The 21,580-nt window shown below is 36.5% G+C and carries 12 protein-coding genes; 9 read left to right on the top strand and 3 right to left on the bottom strand.

Going from position 1 to position 21,580, the window contains the following annotated elements:
• Nucleotides 1–48 precede the first annotated feature (48 nt).
• From D0T08_RS02600 to D0T08_RS02585, 4 genes are all read left to right on the top strand, one after another.
• Nucleotides 49–1,011: a sensor histidine kinase gene (locus D0T08_RS02600; protein WP_158561176.1), complete on the top strand. Its 963-nt coding sequence runs from the start codon at nucleotides 49–51 to the stop codon at nucleotides 1,009–1,011.
• A complete protein-coding gene (locus tag D0T08_RS02595; protein ID WP_116980999.1) occupies nucleotides 1,001–1,696 on the top strand; it encodes a LytTR family DNA-binding domain-containing protein in 696 nt (231 codons plus the stop codon). Before D0T08_RS02600 ends, D0T08_RS02595 begins: the two co-directional genes overlap by 11 nt.
• 81 nt (nucleotides 1,697–1,777) lie before the next feature.
• Complete coding sequence (locus tag D0T08_RS02590; RefSeq protein ID WP_116980998.1) at nucleotides 1,778–2,698, top strand: GlxA family transcriptional regulator; 921 nt, start codon at nucleotides 1,778–1,780, stop codon at nucleotides 2,696–2,698.
• A gap of 86 nt (nucleotides 2,699–2,784) precedes the next feature.
• The gene (locus tag D0T08_RS02585) at nucleotides 2,785–3,303 is read left to right on the top strand and encodes a DinB family protein (RefSeq protein ID WP_116980997.1); all 519 of its coding nucleotides are present in this window, start codon (nucleotides 2,785–2,787) and stop codon (nucleotides 3,301–3,303) included.
• Nucleotides 3,304–3,434: 131 nt separating this feature from the next.
• Here D0T08_RS02585 and D0T08_RS27510 read toward each other — a convergent pair whose 3' ends face one another.
• Complete coding sequence (locus D0T08_RS27510; protein ID WP_158561175.1) at nucleotides 3,435–3,578, bottom strand: hypothetical protein; 144 nt, start codon at nucleotides 3,576–3,578, stop codon at nucleotides 3,435–3,437.
• An 818-nt stretch (nucleotides 3,579–4,396) separates the two neighbouring features.
• Here D0T08_RS27510 and D0T08_RS02575 point away from each other — a divergent pair.
• Genes D0T08_RS02575 through D0T08_RS02555 form a run of 5 tightly spaced genes read left to right on the top strand, consistent with a single transcriptional unit; the run spans nucleotide 4,397 to nucleotide 15,375 of the window.
• Nucleotides 4,397–6,883 (top strand): hypothetical protein, encoded by a 2,487-nt coding sequence (locus D0T08_RS02575; protein WP_116980995.1) that lies wholly within the window; start codon nucleotides 4,397–4,399, stop codon nucleotides 6,881–6,883.
• A 35-nt stretch (nucleotides 6,884–6,918) separates the two neighbouring features.
• Nucleotides 6,919–8,085: a hypothetical protein gene (locus D0T08_RS02570; protein WP_116980994.1), complete on the top strand. Its 1,167-nt coding sequence runs from the start codon at nucleotides 6,919–6,921 to the stop codon at nucleotides 8,083–8,085.
• On the top strand, nucleotides 8,078–13,600 hold the full coding sequence (locus tag D0T08_RS02565) for a hypothetical protein (RefSeq protein ID WP_116980993.1): 5,523 nt from the start codon (nucleotides 8,078–8,080) through the stop codon (nucleotides 13,598–13,600). The genes D0T08_RS02570 and D0T08_RS02565 overlap by 8 nt, the downstream gene beginning before the upstream one ends.
• On the top strand, nucleotides 13,597–14,043 hold the full coding sequence (locus D0T08_RS02560; RefSeq protein WP_116980992.1) for a hypothetical protein: 447 nt from the start codon (nucleotides 13,597–13,599) through the stop codon (nucleotides 14,041–14,043). The genes D0T08_RS02565 and D0T08_RS02560 overlap by 4 nt, the downstream gene beginning before the upstream one ends.
• Nucleotides 14,044–14,052: 9 nt before the next feature.
• Nucleotides 14,053–15,375 (top strand): hypothetical protein, encoded by a 1,323-nt coding sequence (locus D0T08_RS02555; protein ID WP_116980991.1) that lies wholly within the window; start codon nucleotides 14,053–14,055, stop codon nucleotides 15,373–15,375.
• Nucleotides 15,376–15,394: 19 nt separating this feature from the next.
• Here the strand turns inward: D0T08_RS02555 and D0T08_RS02550 are convergent, their stop codons facing one another.
• Both D0T08_RS02550 and D0T08_RS02545 read right to left on the bottom strand, forming a co-directional pair.
• The gene (locus D0T08_RS02550) at nucleotides 15,395–17,053 is read right to left on the bottom strand and encodes a right-handed parallel beta-helix repeat-containing protein (protein ID WP_116980990.1); all 1,659 of its coding nucleotides are present in this window, start codon (nucleotides 17,051–17,053) and stop codon (nucleotides 15,395–15,397) included.
• 922 nt (nucleotides 17,054–17,975) lie between these two features.
• A complete protein-coding gene (locus tag D0T08_RS02545; RefSeq protein ID WP_116980989.1) occupies nucleotides 17,976–21,278 on the bottom strand; it encodes a VCBS repeat-containing protein in 3,303 nt (1,100 codons plus the stop codon).
• Nucleotides 21,279–21,580: the final 302 nt, after the last annotated feature.

Here is a 21,580-nt window from a genome sequence, read left to right as displayed (position 1 = left end):
CTGTTTCTGCTGTTCATTATTATGTTATGCCTACAAATTGGGGCAGGATTGCAGACGAAACCAATTTTTTATGATTACCGCTTTGAACTTTTCTTTTCATTTTTTGCTATAGTGCCGGGTGTAATAGGTTTTTATGGCTTTTATTACCTGCTTTTTGATAAATTCCTGATTCGCCGAAATATTCCACTTTTATTTTTGTCTGGCATTCTGACTTGTGTTTTTATCAGCTTATTCAGTGGAGCTATTTTATCTATTATGCATTATTTTGGCATTGGTCCGGGGATATATGGCGAAAATCTTTATACCGTTGTTGCCCTTCTGACAATAATAGCCATCATAGCTATATTAAATGGTGGAATGGGTTTATTGACCAGAGGGTTTATCAGGTGGTATGCTGAATTAAAGTGGAAAGAAGAACTGATGCGCAAGAATTTTGAGATGGAACTGGCTCTGATAAAATCGCAGATTAGCCCGCATTTTTTGTTTAATACTTTGAATAATATCGATGTGCTGATTACCAAAAATGCCGAAAAGGCATCCTTATACCTTAATAAGTTATCAGATATTATGCGCTTTATGCTCTATGAAACAAAAAATGAAAAAATACCTCTTGCCAAAGAATTAGCTTATATTGAAAAGTATATCGACCTGCAGAAAATAAGAACAGCCAATCCGAATTTTGTTGATTTTAAAATAATAGGCAATACTGGAAATGTGCTGATTTCTCCCATGATTTTATTGCCTTTTATTGAAAATGCTTTTAAACATGCCGATAATAGGAAAAATGAAAATGTTATCAGGATAGACGTAGCTGTTGATAAAAAACAGTTGATATTTGAATGTGAGAATAAATATTCAAAATCAGAACTGGAGCAGGAATTTGGCGGCTTGGGAAATGAACTCATAAAAAGACGGCTAAAACTGCTTTATCCTCTGAACCATGCATTATTAATCAGTAAAAACGCAGATATTTATAGCGTAAAGTTAGCCATCAATATTCATGAAAATTAGTTGTATCATTGTAGAAGACGAACCTTTAGCAGCCGAACGCTTACACAATTACGTACAGAAACTGCCCTTTCTGAACCTGTTGGCTACATTTGATAATGCTATTGATGCACTGGTTTTCCTGAAAACTCAATCGGTTGATTTACTATTTCTGGATATAAATCTGGGAGATTTTTCGGGCATCAGATTATTAGAAACCGCCCATATCAAGAGTCAGGTAATCTTCACAACGGCCTACCATGAATATGCCATTAAAGGCTTTGATTTAAGAGTGACCGATTATCTGTTAAAACCTTTTACATTCGAGCGATTTGTGCAGGCAGTGGATAGGGTACAAGAATTTTATAGTAAAACTGAAATTACTCAACCCAAAAAATTTATCTTCGTCAAAACCGAATACAGGTTAGAAAAAATACTCTTTGACGAAATGCTTTTTATTGAAGGCAAAGGCGATTACAGGCGTATCCATACCATCAATAAAAAGATAATGACCTTACAGACGTTTACTGATTTTGAGCAGGAGATTCCATCAAACCTTGTTTGTCGGGTGCATAAGTCTTATATGGTGTCTATAGATAAAATAGATTCAATAGAAAAAGACCGAATCCGCATCAGTAATACACTTATACCGATTTCAGATAGTTATCGGCAGACATTTTATGAGGTGATAAATCAATCGGTAAGATAATTTGTTGGCTCAAAATGTCAGTATCTTGTCTGTTTCTATTCTGATTATTCTTCTAATTTTGTAGCTGAAAAAGAATTATGAATGGCTACAAAAATCGTTTTTCTCATATTACCCGAAATCCAGTTGCTCGATTTAGCTGGGGCAGATCAGGTATTTTATGAGGCCAGATGCTATGGTTCTGATCTTGAAATTGAGTATTGTTCGTTCGAAAACTCCATTAAAACCTCTACTTTACTACCTATTGGTAAAGTAAAAGATTTACAGGAAATTACTTTCAATCCAGGTGATTACCTGATTATACCAGGTGCTGAAACCCCATATCTCTTATCAGAAGAATTTAGCTCGAAGAAAGAAGTATTCGAATGGCTCAAAATGGCTTATAGCCAGAAAGTGATTTTATGCTCAGTTTGTACCGGTGCATTTGTTTTAGCCATAGCCGGATTATTAGATGGCCGGAAATGCACAACGCATTGGAAAAGAACTGCGCAATTGCAAATGCTTTTTCCGAAAACAGAAGTGATTGAGAATATTCTTTTTATAGAAGACGGGCATATATTAACCAGTGCGGGAGTAACTTCTGGTATTGATTTGGCCTTGCATATTCTCAGCCAATTAGAAGATGAGTTTTTTGCGTATAAGGTAGCTCGTGAACTGGTAATATACATGCGTCGGCAGGGTAACCATGCTCAGCAGAGTATTTTCCTGCAATATCGCAATCATATTCACTCGGGCATACATAAGGTTCAGGACTGGTTACAGGAAAATATTCATGAGAAATCTTCTTTGCCCGATTTAGCTGATATTGCCTGCATGAGCACAAGAAATTTTACGAGAGTATTCAAAAAAGAAACGGGCATTTCGGTCAATGACTTTACCACTTTGATTAGAAAGGAGAAGATAAAAGCATTGATTAAAAAACCGGATATAACCCGAAGCCAGATTGCCAGACAATGCGGATTGAAAAGTGAAAGACAGATTATACGGCTATTGAAGCAAATGTAGGCTACAGTTGACTGAGAACTATACGAATTATGAAAAAGCTACTTTATATTGATAAACTCATTTAATTGAAATTAATAATCAAACCAATGAAAAAATCAGACATTAATCCAATGCCGGAGTATTTCGATAGATATATCAATCTCGCAGACGATGTTGACCTCAAAGAAGCTCTGACCATCAGCGCAGAAGAACTGACTAATTTACCTTTAGAACGCTGGAAAGCCATAGGCGACAAAGTATATGCCCCCGGCAAATGGACTATTAAAGATATTTTGCAACATATGATAGACACCGAACGCATTTTTGGGTATCGTGCCTTATGTTTTGCCAGAGGTGAGGCTGCCCGAATGCCCTCATTTGATGAAGAAGAATACGGAAGAAACACCAATGCCAATCAGCGTACACTAGAAGCCCTTATAGATGAATTGAAAATTGTCCGTGTCTCTATTATAGCCTTATACAATTCTTTTACGGACGAAATGCTGTTGAAAACCGGATTGTCTTTCAAAGGCACCTATTCGGTATTGGCTATCGGTTTCATTACAGTTGGGCATCAACGTTGGCATTTGAATATAATTAATGAGAGATATGAGGGGTTAATTTAAAAGAACCCCACGCCAGCGGGTGACCGTCCAACCCTCCCCAACAATGGGGAGGGTAAAAAGTCTCTTTCCCCATTGTTGGGTCGGACTGCCGAAGCGGAAAGGGATTAGGGCGACCCGCGTAGGGCTAGGGGTCAAATCAACCCCCTTTCCAAAAACAATCGTTCCAAAGCAACCCAATCAACTATTGTGCCTTGTAATTCATTACGAAAGGTTAAAGTCATATTGGTTGCCATATCATCAATAAACATTTCCTGATGCAAGACAATACTTCCCATATTGAACGGTATAGGTATAGTTTTTGAGGGGTATATTCTTCTGGAATAATGCCTTATTCTTTCAATTATTCTAAAGTTTCTTCAAAAAAAAGCAAATGATTATTGGCACTCTTTCAAAATTCCGTACATCTGTAACATTTGAATGATATCATTGTCCCTCAGGGCCTTTTCGGCATGAGCCAGATGAATTTTTAATCTTTGTGCACTAATAATACCTACATTATTAGGTAGTGAATGGTAGAGGTCTAACAACTCTTTGACCCGATTTATCTCTCTCAGAAGATCATCGTGTAGGTCAGTAGACGATCGGTTTGGTGGTTGGATAATGGTTTTCAAGCAAAAGTTATTTTTAGTTAATAGAAAAGTTTTAAGTGGCTTACTGTACATAAGTCAGAAGAATTTGTCTGTAAATAAAGGTTTAATTGATTGTAAGAACAGATTAAAGGCCTTGGCATAGGCACAATCTGCTTATTTTGGGTCCACTTACTCAATATTTTACAGCAAATTTCAATCCAAAGTGTGCTAAACTAAGAATTGTTTTTTGTGCCTTTTACCGCTTAAACACGTGAAAACTCCATTAAAAATATTTCGTTGATAAGTTTTATAATATCCTCCTACTATTTCGTTATTGCTTGTAATTACAGCATTATGAAATAAAACGTATTAAAACCTATCCCAATAAATTGGCTGCCTTTGCTTATTCTTTTATATTTGAACCATCATTATGAAAAACTATTAGAGTTCGACTCTATTTAATTCAATTGCCTATAGCGGATATCTACTTTGTTTACTAATCAGACTGTCATAACCCCTTTTGTATGAAATATATCCTTCCGCTGATAATTAACAGAAGACGAACTAATTATCTCGATTTAAAAAGCAAAGCCTCACAGGAACACGAGTCTTTTGTGATAGAATTGCCGTTAATGGATAACCCTTTTACGATTTTAGCTATCGATAAAAGCAAGTCTATGCAGGCACTCATCAGCAATGCCAGCGACATCTCGCTTCACCATATCCATTTTTCCGCTTCTTTTGATGAATCTAGTCAAATTCTAAGCATCAGACTGTCAACCTCTGCTAATTCGACAGCGATAGAAGAAAATTCTGAAGAAGAAATCGATTGGAAAAATCCGTCAAGAACTCAGCCCAAACCAAAAAATGTAGCGGCACAACAGCAGAGCTCTTTTGTGTTGGGGCAGATCAAATATACCTGTCTAGACAGCACTTCTGAATTTAAAATTGATGGATCTTATGTTGACCATCTGCCGGATGAACCGCTCAAAGAAGATTTTATCAGATGTCAGTTTATATTTGAAGCGAATGCTAAAACTTATCAGAGCGAATTACATTTTTATCTGGCTCATGCCAGTTGTTTCCATCATTTCGGTCTTGATTTTGGCTCAGAATCTTCTCAATTGAAAGTGAGTGGTTATCAGTCGGTTGGGCATCATTATCATAAAAAAACGAAGTCGAAAAACCTGTTTGAAATGGTAAAAGATTTCAAAGGTATGACCGAAAGCAATCAGGATTTTATTCAGCATGAGCCAAATACTGATTTCATCAAGTCTATCTTCTTTCTCAAAAAGAGACTATCTGATTTCAGTCTGAAGGATAAATTTATTAAGAATGATGATGAGTTGAAATATCTGGTACAGAAAAACGAATTAAACAGTAGCCTTACCAATCAATTTCATCAACTCTCTAATCTGAAACTGGCACATAAGCATGGAGAGATTCTTCGCTTTATGGATTTTCAGTCTGTTCAGGGTGAGAGAGTTCGTTCGCTTAGCATGGATGATCTGAAAAATCAGGCTTATTCAACCATTCTCAAATCATTTATTGAGGCAACCTTGCAAAATGTATTAGACGACGAGTGCCAGAATAATTATATCCGTTTCACTATTCTGGTACCCAATATTTATAGTACGCATGAAGTAGCTAATACAAAAACAGTAATTAACGATATTTTCAGTAAGTTGCAACACACGGCTGCCTATGAGAGCAAGATAAGAGCCTGGGAGGTAGTAACTGTTTCAGAGAGTGATGCTGCGTTTCTGGGCTATTTTGACCAGGGAATGCACCATATCAATCCGAATAAATATTATATCATTATCGACTGCGGTAAGGGTACTACCGACTTTTCAATTATCCAGACGAGTAGTAATAATGCTAAGAAAATCAAGTCATTGTACCGCAATGGTTTTGCAGGCGCAGGTAATCTCATAAGCTATGCTTTCTTTGAGGCAATGATAGATTTTGTGATCAAAAATGCGTCAAATCCTGCTGCTACCAAAGCGTTTTTCGAGACCATAGAAAAGGCTGAAAAAGCACAAATGAATACGATTTTTGAGAAACTGGAAGCCTTGAAGTTTCAGTATAGTAATAAATCGAATATCGCTCAACGCACTGTAGAAAACAACTGGAATAATGCCCAAAGCGGTGACACTACACTGAAAAGCCTTGCCAATAGTGAAATTACAGCTACGGTACACAATCTTGCCTTACTTTTACAGAAAGTCGATGGTTTTTACGATTGGGGTGGCTACATTGAAAATGCATGCGAGGCTATCACCTCTAATATTGTAGAAAACATCAAAGGCGTTATCAATAATATCGACAAATCAATTGACTGTGATGGTATTTTGTTAACAGGTAGAGGATTTTTATTCAAACCTTTATTAGAGAAGCTAAAAGGACGACTAACAACTGAATTAAATTTCGCTCCGAATCTGATTAAAATGCCGGATGAAGCAAGCCAGTTGAAGGCTATCTGTCTGGATGGTATTTTTACTAGTGGTTATGTCATACACCCGGAATTAGTTGGTTTCCCGATTCATATTTCTACCAAAAAACAGGCTCCGGTTAATGATACAAGTAAACCGAAGTTTCCAAGATTTTTTGATTTCATCTTGAGATTGGCCAATATGCAGGATAACTATGATGAAACCAAAAATAGTTATCGTATAGATAACCTCGACTCTTTGAAATTCCTGATTGGTAATACCCTTTATACCGTTGCCGACAATATTTTTTATGATACCAAGTGGGTAGAATCAGTGGATCTGATATTTACAAAAGACGGTTTCTATGCCCGGAATATCAGTAAAGACAATAAGGTTATCGGGTACTCAAACCTGATCCAGAACTCAGCTATTGATAATGTTACGCTACAATACCTGATACCGTCTTTATTCCCAGCCAAGATAGATACCGATTATATTCAGGCTTTGAAGCAGGATGTGCCTGAGTCGATTGAAGAAGACAAAGAACTGGCAGATCTGATGAGCCTTTTACCGGATTGATTTTTCTGTACATAAAACCGAAACCGCATATACAGATGTTAAAAAACATTGTTATAATCATATTGTCTATTGTTCCCTTATTTTGTCGTGCTGAGGCTGATACACTTAAAATTATCAGTGCCGAGGCTGACTTTGTACCCCGAATAGCTTTTTTTGAAGTAAAACTAAACCAGACCCAGGGTAAGCTACAAAATGGTACTTTGAAGATTTCGACTAAAGATGATAGTATAGGTATTGTGCTGAATAGCAGAGTGGTGGCGAGTGATACTATCTTTACGATGCAGGATTCAAGTCAGAATGCACTCAGCCGGATTTACAGTCTTTTGGGTTGTCAGGAATCTGATTTGAAACAAAAGTATTATCTGGCCGATCCTCATTATGGAGGTATTGTGTTCAATCATCTGGTTAATCGTGTTTTTCATTTGCCCAAACACCAGTTGACGATTATTATTACTCCACAATTACCTGCTGTTGAACCAGCTACACTTGAAACCAATCAATTGGCCTGGATTCTTGTAGGAGTATTAGCTGTTAGTGTGCTTGTTCTAATCATTTTATATGCTATGGAAAAATCTAAAAAACCTGCCAGTGAAACCAAACTGGTAAAAGACAAAATTAAACGCTTTAAGGCTGAACTGATTGAAGAAAGACAAAACAAAGATATAAGTGATGCTGAGGTAATAGATATACTTTGTCAACGCTACTATGACCAGATAAGCCTTAGTAAAGACTACGGTAAACTCAGTGCTGAACTGGAAAGTGTAAAACAAAATTACCAGAGCTACCAGGCACAGCAAAATGCTGAAAGCGAGGAAGAAAGACAATACTTTAGACTGATTTCAGAGGCATATATCAAGCCATTTGTGCGTCATTTTAAAGATGATACGCCATATCCGGCCGATGCGGAAACGCAGGAGAAATTAATTGGCAATCTGATTCCGTTAGCTTTTCATTTTATGAGTTTTGTGAAATTGAAGAATAAAGAGGGAGTTGAATACGATAAAATGAATATGCAACAATTGCTGAATCCTGCGTTTGTTTCAAGCCAATTAAAGAAAGTAGATTTTTCGGCGAATGTAACCAATACGGATAACAAACTGGTATTGCATATAATCGAGCTACTGAAAGAATACCAGGTATCAGCACTGGAAAAAGTAAATATCAACGGTTATATCATAAAAAACGACAAGTCGAATGCCTAAGATAAAATCATTGATATTTCTGCTACTGGGCATTGGTCTGGTAGTGGCTTTGTATTTCTTCGTCAATCTGTTTTCGCTGTTTTTTTGTAGTGTTATTGTGTTTTGTTCGCTATGTTTTCTAGGGGTTATTATTGCTGAAAAAAACATTGATGGCGATGGTTTTAGAAAAAAATTCCCAAAGCTTGAAACTGCAGCGCTCAACGTTAAACGCCTGCAGGCATATCGATTCACTACTACTTTATTAGGTATCAGCTTATTGACAATCATCTATCTGATTTCAGTATTTGTACTGAAAAAGTTTCAACAACCGGATGAAGCCAGGCCATATTTCAACAATGCCGACCATCATGCGCTAAGCAATACAGGTGTAGCTTTTAATCAGGCTCTGGTACTTTCAACCAATGAAAAACAAGCCAATGCCAATGGATTATGGAGTAATGAAAGCGGAATCTTTAAAGCCAGAAAAAATAGCGAAGGACGTTTTGTTTTGAGTTTCGACAGATACTTTGAGCCTGTTTTTAGTCGTGCAAATAGTGAAGAAGATTTCAGACCTATCAATACTATTTTTCCAACGTCTGTAAAAAACAGTTTCGCCATCAGTAATGATAGCATCAGCCTTTCCTGCAAAAGTATTGAGACCAAAGACGAAGGCTTTTTGTTTAAAAAGAAACTACGTAAAGTCTATCATATCAGTATTAAATGTAGTGCAAAGAGTATTTTACGACAATTAAATATTCCAGGTACATATGAAGATGAAATTCAGGTAAAAGATTTGCCGATTGTCAAAGGCAAAAGCTTTTATTCATTGCTTATTGAAAACGATAATTTTGTTTCCAATAAAGCGCAATCGAAACAGGTGGTTGAGCGTATTTTGCAAACAACCGGCGAAATATATCTTTTAGCCAATCCGCACTCAGTAGGTAAAGAAAAGAATATTACTATCTTCCCGACGAATGATTTTTTCAAGAATCGATTCGTTTTAAGTATTGACGGACATCGTCAGCTTCCTGAATTACAAAAGACTGCCAGTATTAATGCCGGAGATAAGTTTTTTGTTGGATTTTATAATTCACGAAAGCAATACTTTTTCAGTAGTTTGGATAAAAACTTATATCCGAAATGCTCCAAAACAGCTGTACTGAATTTTGATTTTCCGCAGTATTTTAATCTGTCGTCGCAAAAGGATGGTGCAGAAATAGGTACAAAACAAATCCGCTTCCTTAATAATCATTATACTCAATTACTTAACTCCTCATTAAAAGAAGGTTTTCTGTTTCATGAAGATTTACGCAATTCACGCTCGAATGTATTTTCGGGTACGATGATTTATACTTTGAATCCGACGGGTGTAACTTTTTCAGGAGAAGTAACAGACAATTTTAAAAACGACCAGCAAAGCGAAACTTTTGGCAAAAATTTCTCTCTTCATTCACAGAATGCCGAGTATGATTGGCTTTTCCAAATCCGTGATTTTGCCGATAATGGCTTTGCTTTCTCTAGCAATCTGCTTTATCTATCAATCTTGTTTTTACTATTTGTTTTTACACTCTTATTCAATGCCAATCATGGACTAGAGCGTATTGAAGTAGTTATTTATGCGGTAGTTTATGCACTGCTTGCCTATCGTTTCATTTTGCTTTGGCGGGTAGCGACCTTTCCTCCACTCGAAAACATTAATAAATATGAATTAGAAACAACCCTTATCCGTTTCGATTTCTCATTGATTAATTTTATAATGGCGTTGCCATTGACTTTTATACTACCGGCTGTATTCATCGTTCTGCTGAATATCTATCGTTTTCAGAAAGATACATTCAGTCGTCTATTGGCTAAGGTTCAGTATTCGCAGCAAAAATATCTCTATTATCATTCTGAGGTTTTAATTGCCTGTGGTGCGCTTTTGATGCTTACAGGATATGACCTGATTACTCGTATTGCAGGCGTATTTATCCCTTTATTATCGTATCTGTTCTTTTCTGCAAAAGCCAATCAGCAGCATCAGGAACAAGCTTTTGGTGCTAGCAAGTTTCGTTCGAAATTCCTCAATTACCTGCATCAGTTTTATTATTACCTGACTGCCAATAATGAGTTTTACCTGACCCTTTCTACCTTTGCATTCTTCGCTATTTTTGACAGAGGTTTTGCGGTATTGTTCCTATTGTTCCTGCTTTTGAAGAATGTCTTTACCAATTTCTTACGAAAACCTTATCATGCTAAAGCAGGCAGCCGTTTTGCGATGTTCTGGAAACCCAATAATTATTGGATCTACGGCATCATTTCATTCATCATTTATGTCTTGTTTATAGGCTATAAGCCACTATTTCATAAAATCCTGATTTACAGAGATATAGTACTCATAATTGCTATTGTTTTGGTAGTATCATATGCCTACCTCGCACAGATTCAATATAAAAACAGATTTCTGATAGGCGGGGTAGTAATGATAGCTTTATTATTGATTCCATTTACCAGAACATACATCGATTCTTTTGTTGAAGACCAATTGAAAAACGTGGTACATCGTGCTTCTCTAATCTATCAACCTGTAGATGAATTGATAAGGGAAAATGATTATGATTCATTCAGAGAACGTAAAATTGTAGAGACCGCTGAGGGACAGTGGTTTATTAATAGTTACCTCAACAAGACTCGCAATGAATCGAAACGCATAGATTTCAAGCCGCATTTCAATAGGGGAGTCAATTATTCTACCCAAACCCGTGATGTAGTTGTACCTCGTTATATCATTGCAGAGTTTGGTAACTGGATAATTGTATGGATACTGGTTGTGTTGGCTATGCCTATGATTTTTTATCTGATAGCCTATCAGCTATATCAGAAAGATAGAAATGGAGAAGTGCGTTTTGCACCAAATTCTTATAATGGAAGCGTCGCGCTGATTCTGGTTTTCACTTTAGGCTTTTTTGTCTGGCTAGCTTCAACCAATCGTTTTGTGTTTTTCGGACAGGATTTTCCGTTTTTGAGTCTGACAAGTAAGCTGAGTCTATTATTGCCGCTTACTTTATTCTTTATTCCATTACTCAATCAACCCGTCGAAAGAAAAATTAAGACCATTTCACCAACCTTTGATTTTTCAAGAATGGGAATCTTTTTTGTCATTATTATTATCTTTCTCTTATTGAGTGGACGGTCTAATAATCTGCAGGAAACCAATTTTCAGATTTCTTTAAATAAGACTGAAGAAACGATTAATGATAAACTGAATGGGCTTCTGAATAATATACAGGATACCCTAAAAATCGATAATAGAGCCGCATTTAACCAAACAAGTATAATCCCACAGGATTTGTCTAAAATTTTGAGTATTCTTATAAACTCGAAAGATTATAAGGAACTTTACGACCAGTCAGACAAGTATTCCCAAAGTATTTTAGATATTCTAAAGACCAATCCCGCTACAGCTTTCAAACAGGATAGTCCGATTTATCTAAGATTTGATGATGACCGCTATCAGTCGGTTTATAATAAGCATCTTTATCTGGAATTACCACCTTATGAAGACCGTATCACCTGGAAAGGAAATCTATATCAGGAAAGTCTGGATTCTTTGCAATATCCTGTTTTAAGAATTTATAACCAACCTGTCACGGGTCGGGAGTTACCTTATTTTGCAGGCTCACAAGGTGGTACGCTGAAAGTCGCTGTTTTACCCAATACCTGGTTTGCCAATGTATCAGAACCTCTGGTATTGATGAATCTTGAAAATACAGTAAAACGGACACCTGCTACGATTGATATTGTTTCAAGCCAGAAAGAAGAAATACTCAATCAGAAGGTGAGTGGTTTTGTGAATAAACTGAGTCTGGATGAGATAGCTAAAGTAGGTGAGGGCAAAAGTCATTTTCTGGTGTCGTATGCCAAAGATAATAACCATGCCTTTATGGCAAGCTATTGGGTGAATGGCAAGCAACGTATGGTGTACCCAATGGCTGATAAATTATTCTGGGCGTATCATTATGCACATGCCCTGAAAACAGCGTATACTGCTGATACCCTTTTGCATAAAGATGCCAGTATTACCTTAGATTATAAACTGAATAAAGAAGTAGGGGATACCATTGTAAGGGCATTCAGCAATAAGTTTAATAAAACGCCTAACTTCAAATTTGCCGTAATAGCAGCCGATGGAGACGGGAAGATACGTCTGATGCAGGATTTTGTGAAAAATCGCACCATGATTGACCCTAATAATGGACTGGCTATTGATCAGATGAACCAGCGCTATTTCTTTTTCAGCAATAATAAAAATGAAAGAGATCAATGGGGTAATACAAACCTATTGCATTTGGCTTATGGGCCAGGTTCATCAATCAAACCCTTAGTTTTTGCTTCTTTAGCTTCAAGATTGAATGCAGGTTGGGAGAATTTGATTTTACAGGCATCTGACCAGTTTGAATTAAAACCTGGCAATAAAAAAGAATCTGTAGGACAGTATGCAGGTTATAAACTGCCTGAAAAGAAAGGCTGGATAGATGAACATGGCGAACATTTCGGTAATATAGATGCCGTAGAATACCTGCGTCAGTCGAGCAACTTCTATCATTCTGCCTTAATGTTTTTAGGCTCTTATACGCGCAATGATTTCAAACAGAATGAAACCTATCGCATACAAAATGTACTTTCAAGGCAATTGAATGACCCTGATAATCAGTTCCCTGCCCTGGAGGTTGGAGGAGTACCTTATCGATTGAAATCATTAAAAGACAAAGCCTGGCCAAGAAGCTCACGTGATGAAAGCACTTACTTTGGCAATGAAAAATCTTTATTAGCAGAAGGTTTAGATAAAAATTTAGGGTTGATAGTAGAAGATGTAGATAAAACCGACTTTAATATCAAAGACAGGAGTAGGGTAGACTATGCCGATACGATGGTGTATCAGACATTGTATAAACAGCAATTAGGGGGCTTTTTGTGGAGTTTTCCGGAACAATCGTTTTTTATTCAGGCCGAACGTAAGCATGCTAATAAACTTACGAACTTCTTTAATGGCTTGAAAAACCCGACCCTTGGTGGTACGCCTTATAGCATTACCCCATTAAAAATGACTGAAATGTATGGCAAGTTATTCAGTCAGAACAAAGATTATCAGTTATATCTGACTGAACGGAACACGCAACAATCTAACTGGAAAGTGGATAGTACAACCTGGAAAGCCGGTTTTAATGATTTCTTGCGGGATAATGTTATTAAGGGCATGGAGCAGGTTATGGTGAATGGCACGGCTGCAATCTTATTTGGAGGGAGCAATGTTTATAAAGGCTATTTCTTCTATGGAAAAACAGGAACTATTAAGGAAGGAGAGCAGAATGACTCCAAACGATTGGCCTTAGTGATTTCTAAAAATAACCTGATGGAAGTGCCTTTGAAGCAGAATAAATTCTATGCCATTTATTTTACAGCTAACGAAGCCAATAATCAGGAATGGGCTGCTTATAGAATCATTATCGACCAGATTTTAGCGTCGGAGTCGTTTAAAAACTATATGAAAGAATGAAAAATACCTCAAAAATCTATGTTTTTCTCGGACTTATAGCTTTGGTAGCGGGCATTATGTTATGGGTTTCCTTGAGCAAGCCCAAAGCTTTTGAAGTGGAAAAAGTAGATGTTGCAGAAGAGTTATCTGATAGGAATATTGTAAGTATTCAGGTCGATAGCCTTACTAATATTATCCGACAGGTATATGGTAATGATGCAACTGTATCAGCAAACGATTCGGAAAATTATGTGGTAAAAATACAGAATCAGGGTAACGAAATTAGTAATTTCTATAACGATAACCCTCGCTTGTTGGAAACAAAAGATGAGCGTTTTTCAATCAAGCGCATAGGAAGTAGGATAGAAGCTACTTTCAAAACCGAAAGCATCAAGCAGCAAAAATACGTTTTTGTACCTACTGACGTTGTTTATAAATTATCAGAATTAGCATATAATAAATAAGTATGTTTTATGACTAAGATTGAGCACAAGCATTTTATTGAATATCTGAATTTTTTAGGCACACGATACCATAAACTGGTTTTACCTCAGGAAAAACTGGATAAGTTGAGATTGCTTAACGACCAACAGATCAATCAATATCTGCAACTATTATATCAGAAATTTGAGTTGAATGGGGCGTATGAGGAAAGAAGTTTTCTGAACTCTATCAATCCAATCAAAGAAAATCCGGAAATAATTGAGGTAGAAGCCGAAGAATTACCTGTTATTGTACCTGATACACAAGAAGAGTTAACTCCTGTTCAGCTACCTGTTACTATTCCGGTTGAAGCAAGTCCTGAGTCTGAGCTGGAAACTAAACCTGTAGAACAGATATCGCCTGTAAGAGAGACCCCTTTGTCTGTCAAAATGATTACCCCGGCAGTAACGGAAAAACCAACAATAAATCCAATTCCTGTTAATCCTGCGCCTGCAAATATTCCCCCTAAGACTCCGGTAAGCAGAGAGTCGACTGCAATAAAGCCCCGCTATAAATATAATTACTGGCGCATTGGTATAGTTGTCTTTATAATATTTGCGTCTATCTATACTGTCTATAAATTTATAGCGTATCAGAAGTTGGGATTTGTTTATGTATTGACTGACGAGTTACTGGTTAGAACCTCTTCTGATAAAAATGCTAAAGTTTTGGGTAGCATGAATCTGTTTGGTAAGGCGAAAGGTAGAGACAATAAAGAAACTTTGACTTTTGCTGAGCTGAAACTCTATTCGAATGAAAAACAGGGGGCATTCTATAAGGTAATAATGAGCGATTTTCCGTTTGTAAGTTACCTGTTCAATCTTGATGATATAGGCTATGTATATGCCAAATATGTAACCACCAATAAGAGAGAGCAGGAAACCTACCAGAAGATTTTCAAGCCTATTAAAGAAGACTACTATGAACTAAAGAGCCTGGAATTTGCCTATCGGGCCATTATTGTTAATGCCATTACTACCCAACCTGCTTTGATGCAACTGGTTTTAAGTAAGCCTTGCGATAAACCCAATATGCATGTCCGGAATGCCCCTTTGCGCATAGGCCAATACCAGAATAGAGATAAAACCGTATTCTTCGTGCTTGTTCAGTTATCAGATGGAAATTACTATAGTATTGAAGGTGATGGTTTCTATAATGCCTTGCCAGCCAAACCTATTTATATGGGAGAAGATTTGATGTCAGCGGAAGGGAAATTTCAGCTAAAAGGTGATTATTTCGTATGGGAGAGTTGCGACAAAACCGTTTCTGCCAGAAGCAACAGAGGAGAATTTGATTATTTTGAGATAGAATAGGAGAGTCTCCCAACCTCAGTTATTGTTTGGTAACTTTTACGGAATAGGAACAAAGCGGAGGGTCAACTTTCTTGCCTGAATTATTCTGTATAGTAATTGTTACAATATTCGTTGCAGAGACTTCACCAGTTATGGATACACTGCCGATATTTGCTTTAGTAGAAACATCAACATTATCTCCAGGTCGTGCAGAATTAACATTTATCGTAAAGGTGGCTTTGGAATTACTTTCAATTGGAGGTAAATCATTAGTCGTGGTTTCTACCAATTCAAGACCTTTTACATATTCAGCGCCAATGTATTTGCCTCTATTCGAAAGGAAAGTATTGTTCTTGAAATAATTCGATCCCTTTCCATAAACCATCATGCTGTATTCTTTATTAGCATCTACATAATTATCCTGCACGGTGCCCGATTGTCCAGCATTTCTGATAATGATTCCAGCAGCGTTTGTAGAGCCTCTGTTTAATTTTTTAATCGTATTTTTTGTGATTACGTAATCTTCATTCCGGTTTTGGATATTAATACCAGACGCTGTGCTATTCGTAATAGTATTGGCATTTATCTTCAATTTTTTAGTCGAATAAAACATGATGGCGCCCTCAGAGTTATTGTCTATCCCATAGCCATCTACCTCATTGTTACTGACAACGATATTTTTAGCATAGGTATTAGAAGACCCTCCACTTCCAATTCCACGACCGGGCGTCTGAACTGTTCCTTTTCGGATGATATTATTGGCAATGGTGATATTCTCTGGTACCATCGATGAAGTAGCACTACACCGGCTCGCATTGATACCATAGGCACAATTCAATATGGTATTACCAATAATTTGAATGTCTTGCCCTGCGTGGGTGTCTATCCCCTCCCATAGAGGAACATTTACCACTGTATTATTTTTGACAACTATATCTCTGGATGGTAAGTCTACATCGCACAATCTGAGGCTTAGAATTATACCGTAAGTATTTCCAGCTGAACCTATATTAATATCTCTGACTATATTCTTACTAATTGTACCTTTTTCAGAAGAAAGTATTTCTATACCTGTACAATTAATATCGATGATGCGATTGCCACTCACTATGAAGTCTTTTCCATATTCAATACAAATGGCTGCGTGGCCAAGCGTAGAAATGCGGGTATTTACAATCCTGATGCCATCATGGATATCAGAAGAAGTACCCAAAATATGAATACCATATTCGTTCTGAACAAATTTTGATGTGCTTATACCTTTTATTTCTACATTAGCTATGTCTATATCAGAAGATTTACATTTGAATAAAGCTGTATTGGGCGAGCTGAAATTTTTAATTATTCTGGCTTTTTTCCCGCCTCTGATGGTTAGCTTTTTAGTGACCATCAATTCGTTACCAATAGTATAAACTCCATCCGGGAAATATAACTTTGCGTTGGCATTAATGGCATTTTGTAGAGCAAGTCTGTCATCAGTTTTGCCATCCCCTTTTGCGCCAAGCGATTTTACATTCACAAAACCCTCCAGATTGCTATCAGTCTCTTCTTCAGCTACAATTCTAATACCTGAACTATCAATATCAGCTCCCCTTGCCATAAGTACCAGATCATTACTAATTAATTTATCGCCTTTTTCTATCGCTTGTCCTGCGGCTATCTGAGTAATGAGCAATAATAAACAGATTAACTTTTTCATGATATGGCTTTCTGATTAATTATCAATTTTGGGTCTTTAGGTTTTAACGGATTATGTCTGGGATTTGTTTTTGATGGTAAGATAATTAAGTAGTGATTATTTGTTTCCACTTTTGAGCAAAATCTTTCTTAAATGCTAATTAGTATTTGCTTATTCAAGATTTTAAATCACTTAATTTTTTTTGATTGTGCACGTTTACCTGAAATAACCTCATCGATAATTTTTTTAAATTATTTAGTATTAGGTCTGATGTATCTGCTACAATTGCCTTATCAACTGCTTTTTTTTGACAAATTTAAGTCTTTATTGATTAAATAGGCCAATGCGAGATTACCAACCAGATATGCGTCTTTTTCCTCCAGGCTCAAAGCTTATAATGAAATTTCAACAGCTTTTTGTCCTTCCCTAATTCTAAATATTCATCCGCTAATTCTCTTGCTACATCCGGATTTTCCTTATTAATCCCATAGGACTTATCAAACTCATTATAAGCACGACCATTTTGCGTTAGTGTTTGATCTTAGCGAAAAAGACATTCAATGGGCCAGGAAAAGATACAATAAAACTTAAGGTACTTGTCTCTGTAGGAGATAATGACTTAAATCTAACAAATTATGTTAGTCTTCATTCAATTGTAACCCACACGATGCTTCATGAAATTCTTCTTATAGCTATTAGTTCAATGCATTCTAGTATAAAACTACAGAAATATATCTTAAACGCCTACCAATTAATATTCTGGATGATTATAATGAGAGGCTTATTATATAGCTAATGCATGAGAAATTTGTATGTATCTATTAAGTATGGCGCATAATTATATTTACAATTGAACTATTAGGTAGGTGCTTTTATTAAAACTTATTAAGGAATTGGAAAATATACTTTCTTCCAATTATGTAAACTGCGTTGATTTTGTGTTTCATTTGTGAAAGTCCAAATTGAGTATATAAGACTGAGCCCTACCTGAGTTAGCAAAAACCTGTAAAATGCCATTGCTTTTAAAAAATAAACAGGTACGGATGTCACCACTGAAATTAAGACCACTTTGTTCAAAAGTCATGGGTTGAAATCCTCCCTTTCCATTTCCTAGCAAAATAGTTCCTCTTGAAGCATCCTGCCTGCCTTGATGGGCTTCGTTGGCAAAGAAATTACCTCCCAGCAATAAATCAATATTTCCATCATGATTATAGTCTTCTGGTATTATTGAGAAAACAGGAGATTGTTGTGCCTGCCACGGAAGAGGCACAAGCTGAAAACTGCCTTTACCATCATTCATAGCAACGCAACTGCTTAGCTCATAAACATCTTTTTGCATAGCTCCTTTTTTGTCGTTTTCAGAAAATAAGTCCTTAAATAGTACACCTGAATAGTCTTTGAAATTCGTAAACCTTTTGCGAAAAGCATTGATTTGCAGATTCAGGTTTTCGCGTGGATGAACCGGAACTAATTGGCCGTTGTTATATTGACCCATTATCGGATCAATTCTGTTATTGTTATCAAAATCTTTCGCTAATAAAACTATAGGGTGCTCAGCATTTGCTTTATAAAAAGAGTTTAGTCCTTCGTTACCAAGTATCAAATCATCAAAACCATCTTTATTCAGGTCTGCTACTTCAACAGCGTTCCACCAACCCTCTGTTTTTTCTTTATGCGACAGCGTCAACCGACCCTTATTGTTTTTTAGAATAGTCAATGGCATCCATTCACCAACTATTGCCAAATCCTTATATCCATCTTTATCTATATCAATTGCTTTAGCATCACAAACCATCCCGAGTTTATTCAGAAATGGAGCGAGTTGAGCAGTTGCATCTATAAATTTCCCTCCGTCATTTCTAAGAATATAGCTTTGGGGTTCATTAGGATATTCATTGGGAATAACTCGCCCACCTATAAAAATATCCAGGTCATTATCATTATCTATATCAAGTGTTGTGATTGTATGGCTACTTACATGAATGGAAGGGAAATCTTTTGTGCTTGTAAAATTTCCTTTTCCACTATTGAGCCATAGTTGTGGTTGAAAAGCTTCTGATACATTTAATGGTCTCTCGCAACTTCCTCCGGCAAAGATTAAATCCTGATCTCCATCCTTATCCGCATCAAAAAAATGAATAGCACCGAGTTCCATATTTTTGCTCGTAGGTATTTCCGAAACCTTTTTAAATTTCCCTGTTTTATCCTGAGTAAAAATTTGTGTCTCACTTCCTCTGAATGACCCTCCTATAGCCAGGTCTTCTATACCATCACCATTAATGTCTGCTTTAGCAACAGCCGGACCTGGCTTCGAAAGCATTTTATGAAGAGTGGCCGTTTGATTAAAATCTACATAATTAAATTCCTTATGTTCAAAATCAAGTAGCCCATTGCTCACCTGAAAAAGCTTATTGAACCTATCAATAAGCTTTTTACTTTGAGTAGCCTCCCTATATTTTACAGTTAATTTTCCAATTTTGCTGTCAATCGCATATTTTTCCTGAACTTTACCATCGGGCCAGGTAATGAGTAACGAATCAATGATTTTGTTTTTGCCCAATCCTATTACAATAGGGTGAGGCATAGAAGAAAGATAACCTCTTACCGGATAGTTTTCAAATAAAAGCTGTTCATCACCAACCCAGGCTTCTACTCTAGCACCTATTCCTGACTTGTTATTAATATTTCCTTCAAAATCGATTGTTAGGCTACGGTTTTGATTCTGTAGTTCTGATGAATTTCTGAAAATAGAAGCTTCGCTATCTACATTGTTCACAATTAAATCCAGATCACCATCATTATCAAGATCAGTATATGCTGCACCGTTAGCATAAGAGAGTTCGTTTAATCCCCATTTTTCAGATACATCTTCAAACGCGAGATTACCTTTGTTTTGATACGCATAATTTTTCAGTGGTATTTCTGGTACTTTTTCAATCAGGTCCTTACGATTTTCTGCTCTCGCTTTATCCGAGCCAAACATATCTTTGTTGCGAAAATAGCTGATAAAATCAAGGTCCGTTACATTCTTCCTATAACCATTTGAAACAAAAACATCTTTCAGCCTATCATTATCAAAATCACAAAGTAAGGTTGACCAACTCCAGTCTGTTTTGGCGATTCCTGCTAAAAGACCGTTTTCACTGAATTGTGGGATACCATTTTCATTGCCAAGATTGACTTGCAACATATTTCTCATATACTGCAATTCATAGTTGTAGGGGGTGTTTATGCTCATTTGTTTTTTATCATAATCAGGTTTGCCCAGCATTTGCTTCTGCCTGGCATTATCTTCCGGTAGCATATCCAACTGGAAAATATCTACCTTGCCATCCTGATTAATATCCGCAGCATCTATACCCATACCTGATAGGGCAGTATGGGGCATAGCTTTTTTGATTATATTTTCAAATGTACCATTGCCCTTATTTAAATAAAGGACATCTGAGCTAAGAAAATCGTTAGAACAATAGATATCCGGCCAGCTATCATTATTGTAGTCTGATACAACTACACCTAGCCCTAAGCCTTCATAAATTATACCGGCCTCTTTTGATACATCTTTATAAATAGGATGACCATCTGTTATACTATAGTTTTGAAAGAGTTTACTGGTTGAGGGATGTGAACCATCATTAATGGCAGGCCTCAAATAACTTGGATTCTGTGTATCCGGCGAAGTATTTAATAAAAAGACATCAAGGTCACCATCAATATCATAATCAAAAAATACAGCCTGAGTAGTATATCCGGCATAATCAAGTCCATAAGCCGCTGCTGCCTCTTTAAAGGTTGGAACAGGCGTTTTCTGATTAATATATAAGAGATTATGAGTATCAGTCATAGAAGGATGGTACGCAACCGAAATATAAATATCATCCCAACCATCATTGTTAATATCAACTGCCGAAACCCCATTACACCATCTGTCTGTTGTTAATCCTGCTGCTTTTGTGATTTTTTCAAATCTCAATTCTCCCTTATTCATATATAACTCACAACTAACCTGATTTCCTGTAAAGAAGACATCATCAAGACCGTCGTTGTTAAAATCGCCAATCCCCACACCTCCTCCATTGTAAAAATTGGTAAAGGTAAAAGCATTCAGGTCTTCGTTAGCTTCCAGCTTATTGATAAAATCAACTCCTGTTTCAGAACCTGATAGTTTTTCAAAGAGTTTGTTCGGTTCTGTTTTGCAGCCGGATAAAAACAGTAGGCAGATTAAGATAGTTAAGATCGGTCTCATTGGTAAATAATAGAAATTGATTGTGATTTTAATGAAATATTTCAAGAGCAACTCAAACAATTGTTAAAATAATACTAGCGAATAAAAAAAAAATCATATTCAGTTTGTTTTTATATTATTATGTGTACATTTGACACATATTTATTTGTGTTAAATTGACACATATCAAAATTACACAAAAAAAAATAATAAAGTTTCTATTCTTACAATTTATTTTAACTTTTTAAAAATGAAGGTAAACAACTACAAAACGACCATCCAGCGAGGTTTATCACGGAAGTCGATAAGGCTGCTGCTGTTTT

This window comes from Emticicia sp. C21 (assembly GCF_003418935.1).
Taxonomy (GTDB): Bacteria; Bacteroidota; Bacteroidia; order Cytophagales; family Spirosomataceae; genus Emticicia.
This window is presented reverse-complemented; position numbering and strand designations above follow the sequence as displayed.

Bases quoted from the DNA above. Each gene is read 5' to 3' on its own strand.
- D0T08_RS02595 (WP_116980999.1), top strand. From the start codon at position 1,001: ATGAAAATTAGTTGTATCATTGTAGAAGACGAACCTTTAGCAGCCGAA.
- D0T08_RS02590 (WP_116980998.1), top strand. From the start codon at position 1,778: ATGGCTACAAAAATCGTTTTTCTCATATTACCCGAAATCCAGTTGCTC.
- D0T08_RS02585 (WP_116980997.1), top strand. From the start codon at position 2,785: ATGAAAAAATCAGACATTAATCCAATGCCGGAGTATTTCGATAGATAT.
- D0T08_RS27510 (WP_158561175.1), bottom strand. From the start codon at position 3,578: ATGGGAAGTATTGTCTTGCATCAGGAAATGTTTATTGATGATATGGCA.
- D0T08_RS02575 (WP_116980995.1), top strand. From the start codon at position 4,397: ATGAAATATATCCTTCCGCTGATAATTAACAGAAGACGAACTAATTAT.
- D0T08_RS02570 (WP_116980994.1), top strand. From the start codon at position 6,919: ATGTTAAAAAACATTGTTATAATCATATTGTCTATTGTTCCCTTATTT.
- D0T08_RS02565 (WP_116980993.1), top strand. From the start codon at position 8,078: ATGCCTAAGATAAAATCATTGATATTTCTGCTACTGGGCATTGGTCTG.
- D0T08_RS02560 (WP_116980992.1), top strand. From the start codon at position 13,597: ATGAAAAATACCTCAAAAATCTATGTTTTTCTCGGACTTATAGCTTTG.
- D0T08_RS02555 (WP_116980991.1), top strand. From the start codon at position 14,053: ATGACTAAGATTGAGCACAAGCATTTTATTGAATATCTGAATTTTTTA.
- D0T08_RS02550 (WP_116980990.1), bottom strand. From the start codon at position 17,053: ATGAAAAAGTTAATCTGTTTATTATTGCTCATTACTCAGATAGCCGCA.
- D0T08_RS02545 (WP_116980989.1), bottom strand. From the start codon at position 21,278: ATGAGACCGATCTTAACTATCTTAATCTGCCTACTGTTTTTATCCGGC.